The 17,471-nt window shown below is 58.5% G+C and carries 14 protein-coding genes; 9 read left to right on the top strand and 5 right to left on the bottom strand.

Translation table 11 applies throughout. From position 1 onward, the window contains the following. Positions 1-14: 14 nt before the first annotated feature. Both EV561_RS25390 and EV561_RS25385 read right to left on the bottom strand, forming a co-directional pair. Positions 15-971, bottom strand: coding sequence for an ABC transporter substrate-binding protein (locus tag EV561_RS25390; protein WP_132525710.1), 957 nt, complete (start codon positions 969-971; stop codon positions 15-17). A 16-nt stretch (positions 972-987) separates the two neighbouring features. Continuing rightward, complete coding sequence (locus tag EV561_RS25385; protein WP_132525708.1) at positions 988-2,079, bottom strand: ABC transporter ATP-binding protein; 1,092 nt, start codon at positions 2,077-2,079, stop codon at positions 988-990. Positions 2,080-2,345: 266 nt separating this feature from the next. On the opposite strand from EV561_RS25385, the gene EV561_RS25380 reads away from it, so the two are divergent. Further along, a complete protein-coding gene (locus EV561_RS25380; RefSeq protein ID WP_132525706.1) occupies positions 2,346-3,176 on the top strand; it encodes an MBL fold metallo-hydrolase in 831 nt (276 codons plus the stop codon). On the opposite strand, the gene EV561_RS25375 is transcribed toward EV561_RS25380, so the two are convergent. After that, positions 3,173-3,919 carry a polysaccharide deacetylase family protein gene (locus EV561_RS25375; protein WP_132525704.1) on the bottom strand — a complete coding sequence of 249 codons (747 nt, stop codon included), beginning with the start codon at positions 3,917-3,919 and terminating at the stop codon, positions 3,173-3,175. The genes EV561_RS25380 and EV561_RS25375 overlap by 4 nt on opposite strands. After that, the gene (locus tag EV561_RS25370; protein WP_132525702.1) at positions 3,909-5,012 is read right to left on the bottom strand and encodes a glycosyltransferase family 4 protein; all 1,104 of its coding nucleotides are present in this window, start codon (positions 5,010-5,012) and stop codon (positions 3,909-3,911) included. Before EV561_RS25370 ends, EV561_RS25375 begins: the two co-directional genes overlap by 11 nt. Positions 5,013-5,239: 227 nt before the next feature. Here EV561_RS25370 and EV561_RS25365 point away from each other — a divergent pair, with 227 nt between their 5' ends. Both EV561_RS25365 and EV561_RS25360 read left to right on the top strand, forming a co-directional pair. Then, a complete protein-coding gene (locus EV561_RS25365; RefSeq protein WP_132525700.1) occupies positions 5,240-6,961 on the top strand; it encodes an adenylate/guanylate cyclase domain-containing protein in 1,722 nt (573 codons plus the stop codon). Positions 6,962-6,987: 26 nt separating this feature from the next. Further along, complete coding sequence (locus tag EV561_RS25360; protein ID WP_132525698.1) at positions 6,988-7,875, top strand: FkbM family methyltransferase; 888 nt, start codon at positions 6,988-6,990, stop codon at positions 7,873-7,875. On the opposite strand, the gene EV561_RS25355 is transcribed toward EV561_RS25360, so the two are convergent. Then, complete coding sequence (locus EV561_RS25355) at positions 7,865-8,350, bottom strand: class I SAM-dependent methyltransferase (RefSeq protein ID WP_132525696.1); 486 nt, start codon at positions 8,348-8,350, stop codon at positions 7,865-7,867. The genes EV561_RS25360 and EV561_RS25355 overlap by 11 nt on opposite strands. A 193-nt stretch (positions 8,351-8,543) precedes the next feature. Between EV561_RS25355 and EV561_RS25350 the strand changes: the two genes are divergently transcribed. The 6 genes from EV561_RS25350 (at position 8,544) to EV561_RS25325 (ending at position 17,393) form a co-directional block, all read left to right on the top strand. After that, complete coding sequence (locus EV561_RS25350; RefSeq protein ID WP_132525694.1) at positions 8,544-9,761, top strand: DUF3095 domain-containing protein; 1,218 nt, start codon at positions 8,544-8,546, stop codon at positions 9,759-9,761. A gap of 171 nt (positions 9,762-9,932) precedes the next feature. Continuing rightward, a complete protein-coding gene (locus EV561_RS25345; RefSeq protein ID WP_132525692.1) occupies positions 9,933-11,270 on the top strand; it encodes an adenylate/guanylate cyclase domain-containing protein in 1,338 nt (445 codons plus the stop codon). 157 nt (positions 11,271-11,427) lie between these two features. Next, positions 11,428-13,317, top strand: a complete 1,890-nt coding sequence (locus tag EV561_RS25340; protein ID WP_132525690.1) for an ABC transporter ATP-binding protein — start codon at positions 11,428-11,430, stop codon at positions 13,315-13,317. Further along, positions 13,311-15,221, top strand: coding sequence for an ABC transporter substrate-binding protein (locus EV561_RS25335; protein WP_132525688.1), 1,911 nt, complete (start codon positions 13,311-13,313; stop codon positions 15,219-15,221). The genes EV561_RS25340 and EV561_RS25335 overlap by 7 nt, the downstream gene beginning before the upstream one ends. Position 15,222: 1 nt before the next feature. After that, on the top strand, positions 15,223-16,221 hold the full coding sequence (locus EV561_RS25330) for an ABC transporter permease (protein ID WP_132525686.1): 999 nt from the start codon (positions 15,223-15,225) through the stop codon (positions 16,219-16,221). Next, a complete protein-coding gene (locus EV561_RS25325; RefSeq protein WP_132525684.1) occupies positions 16,218-17,393 on the top strand; it encodes an ABC transporter permease in 1,176 nt (391 codons plus the stop codon). Before EV561_RS25330 ends, EV561_RS25325 begins: the two co-directional genes overlap by 4 nt. The last annotated feature ends 78 nt before the right edge of the window (positions 17,394-17,471 follow it).

The raw sequence follows: 17,471 nt of genomic DNA, 5'->3' as shown, positions 1-17,471 counted from the left end.
GCCTGCCTTCAATCTTACTTCGCGAACTTGTCCGCGAATTCCTTCAACGTTTCCTTGCGCTTGCCGTAGACCGCCTTGGTGTCGATCTTGATGACCTTCAGGTCGCTGATCAGCGGACGGTTGGCGGGAACATCGGTGCGGGCCGGCATCAGATAGTCGTCGGCAACAGCCTTCTGACCTTCATCCGACAGCATGTAGTCGATGAACTTCTTGGCATCGTCCTGGTTCTTGGACCAGTTGAGGATCATGGCCGGGCGCGGCGCAATGACTGTGCCGGAAGCTGGGAAGATAACGTCGATATTCTCGCCGTTCGCCTTGCTTGCGAGCGCGATGTAGTCGACTGCGCCGAAGACGGCAGCCTTGGCACCCTGCAGAACCGGGTTCAGAGCGTCGGCGTTTGCGCCGGCAACGATGGCACCGTTGGCCTTCAGGTCATCGAACAGCTTCCAGCCGTCCATGCCGACGAGAGCGGCGGTGAGTTCGAAGGAAGAACCAGACTGGGCCGGATCCGGAATGTTGACGAGGTCCTTGTATTCCGGCTTGGCAAGATCAGCCCACTCGGTCGGCTTCGGCGTGTTGCTCTTCGGGTTCCAGGCGATACCGAGAGCGGAAACACCCTGGGCGACGGCGGTGTCGGTCTTCAGGAAGTCGGGAACCTTGGCGGCATTCGGGCTGGTGTAGGGAACGAGCCAGCCGCGCTTGGCGAAATCGGTTGCGGTATCCCACGAAGCCGAGATGACAACGTCGACAACAGGATTGGCGGCTTCGGACTCAATGCGGGCCATGACCTTGCCGGTCGTCGCCTGGAATACCTTGACCTTGATGCCGGTCTTGGCGGTAAAGCCCTGGGAGAGCTTGTCGATGAGGTCCTGGGGACCTGCGGTATAGACGGTAATGTCTGCATGGGCGACGCCGGCCATCATTGCGGCAGCCACGGCGGCAAGCGCCATGCTTTTGATCGATTTAAACATCTTGGAAAATCTCCTCTTATTTATGTGCTTGGCGTGAAAACCAGCGAATGTGCTGGGGGTCGATCCGCAGACCGACATGGTCTCCTGAACGAAGTCTCGTTCTGCTGATCAATTGCAGTTCGGCGTTGCTCTCGGGCGATCCGACAAGGACCGTCGCCATGTGGCCATCACCGCGAAATTGCGATCTGAGGACCTTCCCGGCGATCGCAGATTGCGAGGCCTCGGCAATTTCCATCGCGCGCGCAGGAAGAAGAGCGTGGGTGGTATCGGCGGGCACGCTATCATCGGCGGCAATCTGCACTCCGCCTTGCGCCAGATACCAGGCCCCATCACGACGCTCCACGGCCATCACGGAACCAAGCCGGAGAAAATCGGCCACCTCGGCACTCGCCGGCTGATCGACAAGAATATCAGGCGACGCCAGCTGTTCGATCCGGCCGGCGCGCATGATGGCGACCTCGTCGGCAAGGCTCAACGCTTCGCTGTGATCATGCGTAACGTAGATAGCAGTCAGGCCGAGACCCGAGATGAGGCTGCCGATCTCGTCGACCATCGTCTCGCGCAGCTCGCGGTCCAGATTGGAGAGCGGCTCGTCGAAGAGGATGAGCGCAGGCTCGGCGACAATCGCGCGAGCAATCGCGACGCGCTGCTGCTGGCCGCCTGAGAGCTCGCTCGGTCTGCGTGTCGCATAGGCAGCAAGACCAACGCGCTCCAGGGCCCGCATCGCGCGGGTTTCGCGATCAGTCTTGTTCAGCCGGCGCATTTCCAAGGGAAAAGCAACATTTCCACCGACCGTCATGTGCGGCCAGAGTGCATAATCCTGAAAGACCATGCCGAGACCACGTTTTTCGGGAGGCAGGAAAGTGCCGTTGGACGCATCGGCGACCAGCTGGTCCGCGATCGAGATGCGGCCCTTGGTCGGCGCAAGCAGGCCAGCCACCAATCGCAGCAAGGTTGTCTTGCCGCAGCCGGAGGGGCCGAGCAACGCCAGCGTTTTTCCCGAGGGCAAGGAGAAGTCGATCCCGCGCAGGATAGATGTCGCCCCATAGCTCAATTCGAGGGCCGCCGCTGAGACTGCGGCAAGCGGCGGGCGTGTCGAAACATTCATCGGAAACCGGGGATTGATATGATCAATTAAGGCGACATTTAGACAGGCGAAATGACAGTTTGGCGACATTTTAATGACAGTTGCATGACATCGGCTTCAATGAAGCGTTTGTGGAATCCTAACCTGCCCATGCCACAATTGCTTCCAAACAGGGATTTTGCGAACGCGCTTTGCACCTGACACCAAATATTGCGCAAAATGCACTCTTCGCACGACGACGAAAGTGTGATTGAGTTGGCGGGGATTGGACTGGTAACAACGTGCGCATGAAACACGACAATTTCGAACTCAAATTCTGGGGAGTACGGGGCAGCATTCCCGTGTCAGGCCCGGAGTTTGATCGCTATGGTGGCAATACGTCCTGTATTGAGCTGCGGCACGGCGGCAGAAGAATTCTATTCGATGCTGGAACGGGTGTTCGGGAAGCCGCTGCCGCGCTCCGGACCGACGGCATCGGCGAGATCGACCTTTTCTTCACCCATACGCATTACGATCACATGATCGGCCTTCCCTTCTTCGATCCGATTTATTCCTCTGACGTGACCGTCAATCTCTGGTCCGGCCACCTTGCCGGCAAGAGCACGACGCATGAGCTCGTCGATCAGTTCATGCGTCCGCCATGGTTCCCGGTCGATCCGGAAATATGCCGTGCCACGCTGGGCTTTCACGACTTCAAGGCCGGCGACGTCCTGAAGCCGCATCCCGGCATCGTTATGCGGACCGTGACGCTTAATCACCCCGGCGGATGCATTGGCTACCGCATCGAATGGGCAGGCAGGATTGTTGCCTTGGTCTACGACACCGAGCATATGGCCGGCAAAGCCGATGATGCCGCGCTTTTCCTGATGAAGGATGCGGACGTAGCCATCTACGACGCAACCTATACCGATGCGGAAATGCCGAAGCGTCTCGGCTTCGGTCATTCGACCTGGCAGGAAGGCATAAAGCTGGCCAAACTCGCCGGAACAAAACGCCTTGCCATGTTCCATCATGCGCCCGAACGAACAGACGATCAGCTGGACGAGATTCAGGCTGCGGCGCAAGCGGAATTCCCCGGCGCTTTCGTCGCCTTCGACGAGCAAACTCTGCAGCTTTAGTCGAGAAACTCCTCAAGGGGCCGCCAGCTGCCGGCGCGGCTGACCGACATCACGTCGAACAAGGTCTCGATGAAGTCCCAAGCGGCTGCATCGTGGACGAGGTGATGGGTCAGAATGCCAATCGGCTCTTCGTTGCCCTGGAAGCGGTTATCGAGCTGCCTCACGATATCCCGGACGATGTCGGCGTGCGGTCGGCAGCCGCCGGTGCCATGCCAGTCCATTATATCCACATGGGTGTTGACCTGCGCGATCGCCCCCGGTTTGGCAATGCCGAATACGGACAGCGCCTGATAGCCGATGCCAGGCAGTTCGGGCAGCAGATCGGAAGCAATCCGGTTCCAGGGCGGCACGAAGACAGGAACGAAACGCGCGGTGTGAAGCGATCGTAGCCTCTCGTAGCCACGGCTAAGCTCGTCAAGCATCTGGTCCGCGGGGCGGTGGGAGCCAAGTTCCTGCTTCTTTTCTGAAGCGGACGCGTGGTTCTTGTGCGTCCAGCCATGTACGGCAACGGAAATCCTGGACTGATCCGCCAACCGGACGGCCAGCGCTTCGCCGGTCGAAGCAGGTATGACGGCAAGCGTCATCGGCACCGAAAACCGATCGGACAATGCGAGCAGCTGATCAAGCGCCTCCGTTGGCTCTATTGCGTCATCGTCGCGAAACCAGAAGCGGGCCACCCGGCCTGCATCTTCCCATCGCTTCAGTTCGTCCAGCAATGGCTGCCAGATTGTCTCATTGGCCATGATGTGTTCCCAGATATTGTCGCAAGATGGCGTCGAGACGTTGCGACGCGACAGACAGAGATCGCTCCTCGTGCATGAAGCGGAAAGCGGCGTCTCCCATTTCGCGTCGTCGTGCCCGGTCCTCGAGCAAGAGCGCTATGGCTTGCGACAGTGCCTTCACATCCCCCTCCGGTGTAAGCAGCCCCGTTACCCCGTCGACGACGACCTCCGGAACCCCGGCGGTCGACTGAGCCACGACCGGCAAACCCGCTGCCTGCGCCTCGAGATAAGCAAGCCCATAGGCTTCGCCGCAACCCGGCCACACGTAGATGCCACCCTTTTGCAGCTCGATCCTGATTTCATCGGCCGAGCGCTCCCCCAGCCAGAGGATGCGGCCAGGGTCAAACGAAGAAAACAAGGCCTGCACCTCTGCCAACGCCCGTCCGCCGCCGATAACAGTCAGCGTCCAGTCGCGATCGCGGATCATCTCAAGGGCTTTGGCGAGCATGACGTAACTGTCGTACTTGTCGCCCGGGCGCATCATCGCCACCGTGACCAGTCTTCGATCATCTCCCTGACTATTCGCCTGGCGAAAAGGCTCGACATCGATGAAGGGAAGAAGTCGCTCATAGCGGCCGTCGGGAGTATTGGCAACGAGACCTGCCCGATCGCGTTCGGTGAAACACAGATTGACCGCTGCCTGGCGCACGCCTTCCGTCACAAGACGCTGGTTTGCCGCCCAGCCGCTCGCGTCATGCCGTTTCGCGTAGGAGGCTTCGGCGGTGATATAGGGAATACCGAACATCGAGGCGATGACAGGCCCCAGCAGGTCCGGCGTCTTGTAGTAGGTGTGATAGCTGAACCAGAGATCGGGAGGCGCCCCGGTCTTCTTCCATCGATCGAGCAGGCCATCTACTTCCTGCCGTGCCGCTTCCACCACCTCGTTGCCGGGATCATCGACCGGTACTGCCATGAAACCCCGGAGCTCCGAAGCGACCTCCACATCATGCCCGGCCATCTGCAAGGCAGCGATCAGCAGTCGCGCCATCAGCCGGTCTCCAGAGGGGACGGGGTGATTGGGCGATTTCAAGGGAGCGTAGAAAGCGATCTTCATGGAGCCGACTGCGTGATAGGGGCCATCAGGCAGGCTCGGGCCGCAAACGTGACAATAGCACTCAATTTTGGCATATTCATCGCAATTATCACTTCGGCGTAGCCGTGCATTCTCGACAGAATCTCTCATAGAAGTTAGATGAAAAATGACGTGTCGTCTGCAAAGGGTGCCCGGCGGTCATTATTCAGTTTCCTCTGCCTTGTGAACAGGCCACCAGAACGAATTTGATGACCACAAAGACAGACCCTTTCCTCTCCGATCAGTTCATCCGAAAGGCGCGCCTCGGATCCGGCTTGATCATATTCCTTTTCGTGACCATGCATCTCGGCAACCATTCGCTGGGGCTGATTTCGCTCAAGGCGGCGGAGGCAGGACGCGGCGTATTTCTGGCCATCTGGCGCAACCCGATCGGAACTGTCGTTTTCTATGGCGCAGTCATCGTGCACGTGCTTCTGGTCCTGCGTACGCTCTATGTGCGGCGCACGCTGCGGATGCCGCTCGGAGAAGCATTTCAGATCGTCACCGGTCTGCTGATCCCTCTCCTGCTGATCGATCACGTCCTCGGGACGCGCATCGTACACGACATCTATGGCTACGTGGACAATTATCACTCGATTGTCCGTACGCTCTGGATCAGCTCGCCGGTCGATGGCATTCGCCAGACGCTTGCCTTGCTCGCCGTCTGGATTCACGGCTGTATCGGCGTCCATTTCTGGCTGCGATATCGGCCGTGGTACACGCGTATCACGCCCGTCGTGCTGACGGTCGCCATCTTGCTGCCGGTGCTTGCGCTGCTCGGCTTCGCCAATATGGGCCGGACGCTTATCTATATCTCCACCGAGGAGGATGAGCGCGGTTACGTCGGCGGCTATTACAGCGATGTGCGTAGCTTCGGAGAAAGCCAGTCGGTCCCTGGAAACCAAATACGTAGCGACATCCAGCCCTATCGCGTGACGCTTTATGGCTCGTTCTCCCTTGCACTCATCGCCCTCTTTGGATTGCGCGTGACGCGCCGATTGTCGGAACGGGCGCACCAGATATCGATCCGCTATCCCGGCGGTGAGAACATCCGGGTGCCTCGTGGCTTTACGGTGCTGGAGGCAAGCCGCCTCGGTGGAATACCGCATTATTCCGTCTGCGGCGGAAAGGGCCAATGTTCGACATGCCGAGTCCAGGTCGTCGACGGCGTAGACTCGTTACCGTCGCCGGAGCCGCTCGAGCAGAAAACGCTCAATCGCATTCGCGCCACGCCCGACATCCGGCTCGCCTGCCAGCTTCGTCCGACGCACGACGTTGCCGTGGTGCCCTTGCTCGTCCCGATGTCGGAGTCCGCTATTCCGACCTATAGTCAGACCACAAGTCCCGGCCGGGAGCGGGAGATTGTCGTCTTTTTCTGCGATCTGCGCCATTTCACTTCACTGACCGAGGAACGGCTGCCTTTCGACATCGTTTTCCTCCTGAACCGGTACTTCGCCATCGTCGGCAAGGCGATAGAGGATGCAGGTGGCCGGGTCGACAAATTCATCGGTGACGGTGCCATGGCACTTTTTGGCCTTGGCCATCCGCCTGACGAAGCCTGCCGTCAGGCTTTGAAGGCTGCGGCCACGATCATCAGGGAAGTCGATCGCCTGAGCGAAGAGCTGGCTGAAGAGCTTTCGGTACCGCTAAGAATAGCCGTCGGCATCCATAGCGGCCTCGCCGTCGTCGGTTCCATGGGCTACGGCAATGTGAAGAACCTGACGGCAATCGGAGATACGGTGAATGTGGCGAGCCGTCTGGAAAGCGCGGCCAAGGAATTCGACACCGAACTCGTCCTTTCAGAGCCCGTAGCCGCCCTTTCGGGCGCTGATCTGTCAGGGATCGAAAGCAGGGAAATCGCCGTGCGTGGTCGTGCGGTACCGCTCCGCGTCTTCATCGTTCCCAAGGAAGAGAGCGCCCGCTTTGCATGACGCCGCGCCGCGGCTATAGATATGAAATGGCCATGATATTCAGCCGCGCGACCGCAACTCGAAAATTCCTGAAACGCCGCCTGCGCAAGATGCGGGAGCAACTCGCCCAACGATTTTTCGATACCCGCTACGGCCGTAATCTTCTCATCGGCGGCATCGGCTCACGCGTACTGACGATGACGGTGGATTGCGGCGATCACGTCATGAGCTTTTCGCCGTCGGATTATATCGGTCGCAAGATATTCCGGAAGGGCCATTTCGAGCGTGACAACGTGGACAGGCTGCTCGCCGTACTGAGAGAACAGGGCCTGATGCGAAAGGGCACCACCCTGCTCGAGCTCGGCGGCAATATCGGAACACAGACGATCTATTTCGCGCTCAGCCAGGCCTACCGCCGCATCATCACGGTCGAAGCCGATCCACGCAATTTTCGTCTGCTTACCGCCAACATCCGACAGAACGGCCTTGAGGATCGGGTCACCGCCATCAACTGCGCCGCCGGCGACCGATGTGGCGAGCTGGACTTTTTTCTCCATCACAACAATCACGGCAAGAGCAGCGCTCTGCAGCAGAATGCGGCTGATGAGAAGATCCTGGTGCCTGTTCGAACAGTGCCGGATATCCTTGAGAGGGCGCAAACGCCGATCGATGAAATCGGCCTTATCTGGATCGATATCGAGGGATACGAGCCGGTCGCCTGCCGTTCGATGCAGGCTTTGATGGCGCAAAAGACGCCTCTCTATATGGAGTTTACGCCATCCTTCTATGGAAGCAGCGGGAGCCAGGCCTTCGCACGGTCCCTCGCAGATTATTATGAAGAATGCATCGTCTTTGTCGAAGACAAAAGCACGCCAATGAAGGTGGTTGATTTGCCCACCAAAGGCGAACAGTTCGACGTGCTGTTTATGCGCTGAGGCGGCGATAGAGGAAATACCGGCCCGTCTTGACGCTTGGCGGCAACGGCATGGCCTGCAACTGCGCATGATCGAGCGGCAGACCACTCAGCGCGATGCCGCCGGGCGCCAGCACGCCGGCTATCAGCTGCGGCAGCCATGTCAGCGTAATCGCATCCTTGTCGTCATAGCCGGTTCCGATATCGGCATGGGCAAGAGCAGCGTCGATGCCAATGAAACGCTGGCCCGTTTCCCTGATATTGCCCAGGACCATGTCTTCCCCCTCGGGGACCGACGAATTGTGGGCATGGACATCCCAATCGAAGGCGACGATACGGCGATCGGGGAGACGTTCGCGAAGGTGATCGAATGTCCTGCCGTTTCCCAGTCCGAATTCCAGTATGGGGCCGTCGATATGGCTAACTTCTTCGAGAATGAGGTTGAGAATGTCGCGTTGTGCGGTCAGACGGCGAATGAAGCTATCCAGACGGCTCATGATATCTGCGTTCCTGAAACTATTAATATCTAGCCGACGTATCATAATCATGGGACGCGCGTCGACCGCTTCGCCCCTATCCTTGACGATAACTGGTCTTTCGCGATGGTTAGGCTAAGGATTGGGATGGCGCAGCCTCGAAGAACGGCCTTGGTCCGTCTCCTGCGCCTGAGAAAATGCGATAGGAACTTTCATGCTCAAACCGACGAATGACGATTTCTTTGGCAGCGTGCCGGTCTTCAAGCGATTCGAAGGCGTGACTGACAGCAGCAACTATCGCCCGCTTCCGGACAACTGGTGTCTGGCATTGGCGGATATCGTCAGCTCGACAGGCGCCATTGCAGCTGGTCACTACAAATCCGTCAACATGGCAGGCGCAGGCGTGATTTCTGCCGTCATCAACGCGCTCGGCAAGGGTGACTACCCATTCGCGTTCGGCGGCGATGGGGCCTTGGTCGCAATCCCCTCCTCCGGTATCGAACCTGTCCGCAAGGCGCTGGCAGCCGTCAGGACCTGGGTCATGGAAGAGCTGCAGCTCGATCTGCGCACGGCGGTTGTTCCAATGGCCGCCATTCGCAACGAGGGACTGGACGTTCGCGTCGCCCGCTTCAGTCCCAGCGATTTTGTCTCCTACGCCATGTTTTCCGGCGGCGGCACGAGCTGGGCGGAGGCGCAGATGAAAGCCGGGAAATATGTGGTCGACCCGGCGCCTCCCGAGACTCGGCCTGATCTTACCGGCCTTTCTTGCCGCTGGAACCCGATCGACGCACGCAATGGCGAGATCGTCTCCATCATCGCCGTGCCAGGCACCGCCGGCAACGGGCCTGAGTTCCAGCGCCTGGTGACCGATATCATCGCGATCTCGATGGAGCAGGCCCGCGACGGCCACCCGGTGCCCGTCGAAGGGCCGACTCCCGCCTTGGATTTCGAAGGCGCCGATGTGGAGGCACGGGCTCAGACGGTCGGGAAAATGCGTTTTTTCCGGAGACTTTTCATCATTGCCCAGATCGGTCTTGTCTATCTTCTCGATAAGCTCGGCATCCATACCGCCACGTTCGACGTCAGCATCTACAGACGTGATCTGGCAGCCAATTCGGACTTCCGAAAATTCGATGATGGACTGAAAATGACGATCGACGTCGACGGCGATCATCTGTCAAGAATCGAGAAGCGGCTCGAAGAAGCCGAGCGACAGGGTATCTGCCGATTTGGACTGCACCGTCAGGCGTCGGCTCTGATGACCTGTTTCGTTGCCACGCCGCTATCGCGCGATCACATGCACTTTATCGACGGCGCGGATGGCGGCTACGCAGTGGCCGCATCCCGATTGAAATCAAAGCTGAATTCAACGATGGATTCGATCACGGAAGCCATCACGCCCGCCGTGCTGCCTTCCGCCGGATCGCCGTGAAACTTTGCCGGCTTCCAATGATTTCGCTGCAGTCGGCTTGTCCTCCCATTGTCTCGCTCCCGTCGTCAGCTTACTTAAGGAAGGCATCGGGCTAAGGAATTTGCCTTACTGCCCTATCTACATCGGTCGCGGGGGATAACGGCCAGTTCATCAAAGGGATGAAGCCCAGGAATGAAGACCATCCACTCAAGCGTTTCCGACATCTTTCTTGATAAAGTTGCCGAATGGCTCACGCAGTCTGCGCTGAAAGGCGAAAATCTCGAGAATATCGTCCGTGGGTTCTGCGACCGCATGGCTGCCTCCGGCCTGCCGATTGCTCGCGTCCATTTGACTTTTTCAATGCTGCATCCGCTCTACGACGCGCTCGGGTTTACCTGGCGTCGCGCCAGTGGCCTCACGATCGAGGGCTATCGTCATTCGCAGGACAAGCCCGAGCGTTTCCTGCAGAGCCCCTATTACTATCTGCTGACGAACAATCTGGATTATCTCCGCCGCCGCATCGATGTCGACGGCCCGCTGGAATTTCCGATTTTTGAAGATCTGCGCAAGGAAAAGATCACGGACTATATCTCTTTCGTGCAGGCCTTCGGAGACGGTTCGGCTCAGGGTATGATGGGCTCCTGGTCGACGGACAGCCTTAATGGTTTTTCCGAGGAGATGATTGCAGCACTGCTGCGCCTGCAGAACCATCTGGCGATGGCCGCCAAGATGGCGGTGCTCGGAAAGCTCGCCAACAATATGCTGACCACCTATCTCGGTGGCGACGCCGGTAAGCGGGTGTTGAACGGACAGATTCGCCGCGGCGACGGCGAGACCATTCGCGCGGCCCTCGTCATGGGCGACATGCGCCAGTCGACGATGTATGCGGAGAAGGAAGGCCGGCAGGCCTATATCGATACGCTCAACGAATTCTTCGACGCGATCGCCGCCCCGTTTAACCGCAATGGGGGAGAAATCCTGAGCTTTCTCGGAGATGGCTTCCTCGCGGTCTACCCATGCGGACGCCACAAGGACCCATCCAAGGTTGCTTGCGAAGCCGCTCTATCGGCGGTCTTCCAGGCGCAGGCGCGTGTTGCACGGCTCAATCAGGAGCGGCAGGCAGGAGGCCTGGGCATTGTTCGCTACGGTATCGGCCTCCATGTCGGCAATGTCATGTTCGGCAATGTTGGGCTGAAGGACCGGCTCACCTTTTCCGCCTTCGGCGCAGCCGTCAACGAGGTGCAGCGTCTGCAGAACCTGACGAAAAAATACTCCCGCGAAGTCGTCGCCAGCCAGGCGTTCGCAGGCTACACCGGCAGCGAGTGGGTCACCCTCGGCGAGGAAAAGTTGCGTGGCGTGCGCCAGAAACTGACGGTGCTTCATCCCGCTCCCTTGGTCGAATTGCAATCGCTGGAGCCCGATGCGGATGCCGTTCATGACGGACTGTCGGAGGCAGAACGCGTGATACTGCTTCATCGCGACGCAAAGAAGCGCGAAGAGCGGCCGCTGCTAGAGAAACTTATGCAATAATACTGATACGGCGCTACTGTATCTCTCTACGATAATCGCTTGGAAGTAACGGGATTTTTGCCAGTGACACCCTATGTCGGGTAACTGGACACCGGTTATGGCCTAAGTTAGTGTGCCTCGACGGATCACGAGGTCTTATCACTGGGAAATTCTTTGCATGGCGTCAGGGACGGACTTGCTGCGTATCGAAAACCTTGACGTGTCGTTCTCGGCTTTCGGGGACAAGATACGTGTGGTCAAGGGCGCAAATCTGAGAATTCTCCCCGGCAAGGTCACTGCGCTGGTCGGCGAGTCAGGTTCCGGAAAATCGATCATAAGCCAGGCCATCATGGGCATTCTGCCCACGCCCGCTCAGGCTGCCGGCCGAATCCTGTTCACTGATCCCCTGAACGGCACGCCGACCGATCTCCTCCAATATTCGCGCGACAGTATCGAGATGCGAGCGCTGCGCGGCGGGCGAATGGCAACCATATTCCAGGAGCCGATGACATCGCTTTCGCCCCTGCACACCGTCGGGAATCAGATCGGCGAAGCGCTGCGCATCCATAGCCACGCCGACAAGGCCGAACAGCGCCAGAAGACGGAAGAGATGCTGGGACTGGTCGGCTTTACAAATCCCAGCCGCACCTATGAGATGTACCCGTTCGAACTGTCGGGCGGCATGCGGCAGCGCGCTATGATCGCCATGGCGCTCATCTGCAATCCCGCCCTTCTGATCGCCGACGAACCGACGACTGCGCTCGACGTCACAATACAGGCGCAGATCCTCGGGCTTCTGCGTGACCTGCAGCACAAGTTCAACATGGCCATGCTGCTGATCACGCACGATCTTGGGGTGGTTGCAAACATGGCTGACGAAGTCGTGGTGATCTATCACGGCGAGATCATGGAGGCCGGGCCGGTCGAGACGATCTTCCGCAACCCGCAGCATCCCTATCTCAAAGGTTTGATGTCGGCAGTCCCACACTTCGACATGAAACCGGGGGAGCGTCTGAAGGCCCTTCGCGAGGTCCCGGTCAACATCGATACGCTGCTCGGCAAAAAGAAGCCGGTAGCAAACGCACCGGATGTTCTTTTGTCCGTGCGCAACCTGCGCAAGACCTATGTCAGCAAGAGCGGCGGCATCTTCGCAAAGAAAGAGACCGCGTTTCTACGCGCAGTTGACGATGTCAGCTTCGACATTCGTCGCGGAGAATGCCTGGGGCTCGTAGGCGAAAGCGGTTGCGGCAAGACGACCGTCAGCAAGATCCTGATGCGCGCGTTTCGTCCGGACAGTGGTTCTGTGACATTCAATGATGGCCACGGCGAAATCGACGTGATTTCCGTCAGCGGCGATGAACTGATGGATCTTCGGACAAAGATCCAGATGGTGTTTCAGGATCCCGTTTCGTCGCTATCTCCCCGTATGACCGTTCGCAACATCCTGAGCGAACCCCTCGAAATCCACGCTCGGGGTGACAACGACGAGCGCAAGGAGAAGGTCAAGGCGCTGATGCGGGCGATTGGCCTCGATGAACGCTACCTTAGCCGATACCCTCACAGTTTTTCCGGAGGTCAGCGCCAGCGCATAGGCATAGCGCGGGCGCTTGCGCTCGGCCCCAAGCTTCTCATTCTGGATGAGCCGGTTTCCGCGCTTGACGTATCCGTGCAGGCCCAGATCCTGAACCTGCTGAAAGACCTGCAAAAGGAACTGGGCCTCACCTACCTGTTCATTTCGCACAATCTCGCCGTCGTCGATTATATGGCCGATCGGATTGCGGTCATGTATCGCGGCCGCATCGTCGAGATCGCTCCGCGCGAAATCATCCTGCGCGACCCTGTTCATCCCTATACACGGTCGCTGCTGGCTGCCGTGCCTTTCCCGGATCTCGACCGGCCGTTGGATTTTGAGACGCTGCAGGCGCTCGGACCATCTTCCAAGCGCAATTGGGGTGCGCATTTTACCGAGACCGGCGAAGAAAACGACCTTTCCTACGCCGACCTCGGCTCGGGCCACTTTGTCCGCGCCCGTCGCGATGTTGCTGTCGAGGAGCTCCGCACGTGGTAACGCGCCGCTCTTTCCTAGGACTTGTCGCATCGACAGTGCTGGCGCCAGCAGCAGCGCGGGCGACGGATCGCGACATCGAGCCCGAATATCTCCGCCCATGGCTGCGAGCAGCACAATTGCCGCCCCTGGCTGAGCGTCTCCCTGATCGGCCGCGGATCGTCTACGTCAAGAGGATGGGTCGGGAGCCCGGCCGATATGGCGGCACGGTTCGCACGATCATAGGCGGCCAAAGCGATCTTCGCTTCATGACGATCTATGGCTATGCGAGGCTGGTCGGCTACGATGAGCGGCTGCAGCTCCAAGCGGACATTCTTGAAGGGTTCGAATCGCAGAGCGATGCCGTCTTTACGTTCAGGATACGTCCCGGACATAAATGGTCGGACGGTAAACCCTTTACCGCCGACGATTTCCATTACTGGTGGAATGACGTCATTCTGAACAAGCAGCTGACCCCCGGAGGCGGAGCGCTAGAATTGCGGCCTCACGGCACTCTGCCTCGCTTCGAGGTTATCGATCCGCTGACGGTTCGCTATTCCTGGGATCAGCCAAATCCAAATTTCCTGGCCGCGCTTGCGGCTCCGCAACCTCTGGTCCTTGCCGGGCCTGGGCATTACCTGAAACAATTCCACAAGAAATATCAGGACGATATCAGGCTGTCCGCCCTTATGAAGGAATACCGCGCGAAGAAGTGGCAGGACCTGCACATCAAGATGGGACGGAGCTACAGGCCCGAAAATCCGGATCTGCCCGTTCTCGATCCCTGGCGCAACACGACGGCTCCTCCGGCCGAACAGTTCGTTTTCGAGCGCAATCCCTTCTTCCATCGTGTGGATGAGAACGGCCTGCAGTTGCCCTATCTCGATCGCTTCATATTGAATGTCAGCTCCTCCTCGATCATCGCCGCCAAGGCAGGCGCCGGCGAGAGCGACTTGCAGGCGACGGGTATCGACTTTGACGATTACACGTTCCTCAAGGATGCCGAAAAGCGCCATCCAGTGAAGGTCGATCTCTGGAAGGCGATCCGCGGATCGCGCGTGGCGCTCATGCCGAATCTCAATTGCGCCGATACCGTCTGGCGTGACGTCTTCAGGGATGTGCGTGTCCGTCGCGCCTTGTCGCTGGCGATCAATCGGCACGAAATCAACATGGCGGTTTTCTACGGTCTTGGTGTTGAAAGCGCCGATACGATTCTGCCGGATAGTCCGCTCTTCAAGCCGGAATATGCAAGCGCCTGGATCGACTATGATCCCAAACAGGCGAATTCGCTTCTGGACGAAGCCGGTCTCGACAAGCGGAACGAGGATGGGATCCGGATTCTACCGGATGGACGCCCCGCCGAGATCACAGTGGAGACGGCGGGTGAGAGCACGCTCGACACCGACGTCCTCGAGTTGATCACCGATCACTGGCGGCAGGTGGGCATCGCGCTCTTCAGCCGCTCGTCGCAGCGCGACATTTTCCGTAGCCGAGCAATGGGCGGGCGTACCATGATGTCAGTGTGGTACGGCCTCGATAACGGCGTGCCTACTGCCGATATGAACCCCGGACAGTTGGCCCCGACCATGGACGACCAGCTGCAATGGCCGCTTTGGGGAATGTACTTTCTCTCCGGCGGCAGCCAGGGTGTAGCGCCGGATGTGCCGGAGGCGGCCGAGCTTGTCGCGCTTCTCGGTCGCTGGGGCAAAGCCGCTTCCTTCGGCGAGCGGACAGAGATATGGCACCAGATGCTGTCGATCTACACGCAGCAGGTCTTTTCCATCGGATTGATCAATAGTACTCTGCAACCGATCATGCGCTCTGCCAAGCTCCGCAACATTCCGGATAAGGCTCTCTACGGCTTCGATCCTACCTGTTACCTTGGCGTTTACATGCCCGACACCTTCTGGATGGGAAGGGACGCATAGGATGTTGCGATATATACTTTGGCGTATCGCCGCGATGGTTCCGACCCTCCTCATCATTTCGGTGCTGGTATTCACCATCATCCAGCTTCCGCCTGGAGATTTCTTCGAGAGCCAGATCGCCGAACTGCAGGCGCAGGGCGAGACGGCAAACCTGCAGGAGATCCAGGATCTTCGCCATGAGTACGGTCTCGACAGGCCGATGGTGCTGCAATACGCCTATTGGGTCGCGGGCATGCTGCATGGCGATTTCGGCTATTCCTTCGAATATCAATTGCCGGTCTCCGATGTCGTGGGCGACAGATTGTGGCTGACGATCCTCGTCTCCTTCACGACCATTCTCGTGACGTGGTTCATCGCCTTTCCGATCGGCATCTATTCTGCAACCCATCAGTACAGCTGGGGCGATTACGGGCTCACGCTGTTCGGCCTCCTCGGCATCGCCATTCCGAATTTCATGCTGGCGCTGATCTTGATGTATTTCGCAAACGTCTGGTTCGGCGTATCGATCGGGCATCTGATGGACCAGCAATACCTGTCCCAGCCAATGAGCTGGGCCAAGGCGAGCTCCATCCTTTCGCACCTCTGGATTCCCGTGATCATCGTCGGAACGGCGGGAACTGCCGGCATGATCCGACGGCTGCGTGCCAATCTGCTGGACGAGATGCAGAAGCAATATGTGATCACTGCACGCGCCAAGGGGCTTCATCCTCTGCGCGCGCTGGTCAAATATCCGCTGCGGATGGCGCTCAATTTCTTTGTAGCGGATATCGGCTCCATCCTGCCATCGATCATATCAGGCGCCGAAATCACGGCCATCGTGCTGTCACTTGAGACAACGGGACCGATGCTGATCAAGGCGCTTCAGAGCCAGGATATGTATCTGGCGGGGTCGTTCCTTATGTTCCTCGCCTTCCTGAACGTCATCGGCGTGTTGATTTCCGATATCGCCCTTGGCTTCCTCGATCCCCGTATTCGCTTGCAAGGCAGGAGCATGAAATGACCCTCTCCTTGCCACAGCCCGGCGCACCACTGGAACATTACGTCTCGACCGCGCCGTTCGATCCACTGCAGTTCGAAGCGATGTCGGCCGGTCAGGCACGCTATCATCTTGCGTCGCAGAAGCGGCTGATGTGGTGGAAATTCAAACAGCATCGGCTCGCGGTCGTTTCGGGCATCTTCCTGCTGCTACTATATTGCACGATCCTGATTTCCGAATTTCTTGCGCCTTACGGTCTGCATACGCGCAATGTCGAATACATCCATTCTCCGCCCCAACAGGTCCATTTCTTCCACGATGGCCAGTTCATCGGTCCTTTTGTCTACGGCCGGCAAATGACGCTGGATATCGAAACATTGCGCCGCAGCTACACGGATCGACCAAACGACGTGCAGCCGATCCGATTCTTCTGCCGTGGTGATTCCTATCGTTTCTGGGGATTGATACCGTCCAATCTCCACCTGGTTTGCCCGGCCGTCGGCGGCCAGATGTTCTTGCTCGGAACAGACAGGCTTGGGCGCGACGTCCTGTCTCGCATTATTTACGGCGCAAGAATCTCGCTGACGATCGGCCTGATTGGCATCGCTATCAGCTTTGTTCTCGGCATCGTCATCGGCGGGTTTGCAGGTTACCACGGCGGTGTGTTTGATCTTCTCGTCCAGCGCGTCATCGAGGTCTTGCAGTCATTGCCGAGCCTTCCGCTCTGGATGGCGCTTGCAGCCATCATGCCGGTTACCTGGAGCCCGATCCTCGTTTATTTCGGCATCACGATCATTCTCGGTATCCTCGACTGGACGGGTCTGGCACGAGCGGTGCGATCCAAGCTTCTCTCGCTGCGCGAGGAGGACTACGTTCTGGCAGCGCAGCTTATGGGCGCGAAAGCTCAGCGCATCATCGGTCGCCACCTCATTCCCGGCTTCATGTCGCATTTGATTGCAACGGCAACCATTTCCATCCCAGGCATGATCCTTGGCGAAACGGCTCTGAGCTTCCTTGGTCTCGGCTTGCGTCCACCGATCACCAGCTGGGGAATTCTGCTCACGGAGGCAAAAAACGTCAGCGTTATTGCCTTCTATCCCTGGCTGCTATTTCCCATGATTCCGGTAATCCTTGTGATCCTGGCATTCAACTTTCTAGGAGATGGCTTGCGTGATGCCGCCGATCCCTACAAATAGACTGGGAATCGCTTCCCTGACGCATAGTTGTTCAGGTAGCGGTTGCAGATGCCTTTTGCGGTTCCTCCGTGAAAATGA

This window comes from Rhizobium sp. BK376 (assembly GCF_004341625.1).
Classification (GTDB): Bacteria; Pseudomonadota; Alphaproteobacteria; order Rhizobiales; family Rhizobiaceae; genus Rhizobium.
Note: the sequence above shows the minus strand (reverse complement) of the source record. Positions and strands in the feature narration are given on the sequence as shown.

Bases quoted from the DNA above. Each gene is read 5' to 3' on its own strand.
- EV561_RS25390 (WP_132525710.1), bottom strand. From the start codon at position 971: ATGTTTAAATCGATCAAAAGCATGGCGCTTGCCGCCGTGGCTGCCGCA.
- EV561_RS25385 (WP_132525708.1), bottom strand. From the start codon at position 2,079: ATGAATGTTTCGACACGCCCGCCGCTTGCCGCAGTCTCAGCGGCGGCC.
- EV561_RS25380 (WP_132525706.1), top strand. From the start codon at position 2,346: ATGAAACACGACAATTTCGAACTCAAATTCTGGGGAGTACGGGGCAGC.
- EV561_RS25375 (WP_132525704.1), bottom strand. From the start codon at position 3,919: ATGGCCAATGAGACAATCTGGCAGCCATTGCTGGACGAACTGAAGCGA.
- EV561_RS25370 (WP_132525702.1), bottom strand. From the start codon at position 5,012: ATGAAGATCGCTTTCTACGCTCCCTTGAAATCGCCCAATCACCCCGTC.
- EV561_RS25365 (WP_132525700.1), top strand. From the start codon at position 5,240: ATGACCACAAAGACAGACCCTTTCCTCTCCGATCAGTTCATCCGAAAG.
- EV561_RS25360 (WP_132525698.1), top strand. From the start codon at position 6,988: ATGGCCATGATATTCAGCCGCGCGACCGCAACTCGAAAATTCCTGAAA.
- EV561_RS25355 (WP_132525696.1), bottom strand. From the start codon at position 8,350: ATGAGCCGTCTGGATAGCTTCATTCGCCGTCTGACCGCACAACGCGAC.
- EV561_RS25350 (WP_132525694.1), top strand. From the start codon at position 8,544: ATGCTCAAACCGACGAATGACGATTTCTTTGGCAGCGTGCCGGTCTTC.
- EV561_RS25345 (WP_132525692.1), top strand. From the start codon at position 9,933: ATGAAGACCATCCACTCAAGCGTTTCCGACATCTTTCTTGATAAAGTT.
- EV561_RS25340 (WP_132525690.1), top strand. From the start codon at position 11,428: ATGGCGTCAGGGACGGACTTGCTGCGTATCGAAAACCTTGACGTGTCG.
- EV561_RS25330 (WP_132525686.1), top strand. From the start codon at position 15,223: ATGTTGCGATATATACTTTGGCGTATCGCCGCGATGGTTCCGACCCTC.
- EV561_RS25325 (WP_132525684.1), top strand. From the start codon at position 16,218: ATGACCCTCTCCTTGCCACAGCCCGGCGCACCACTGGAACATTACGTC.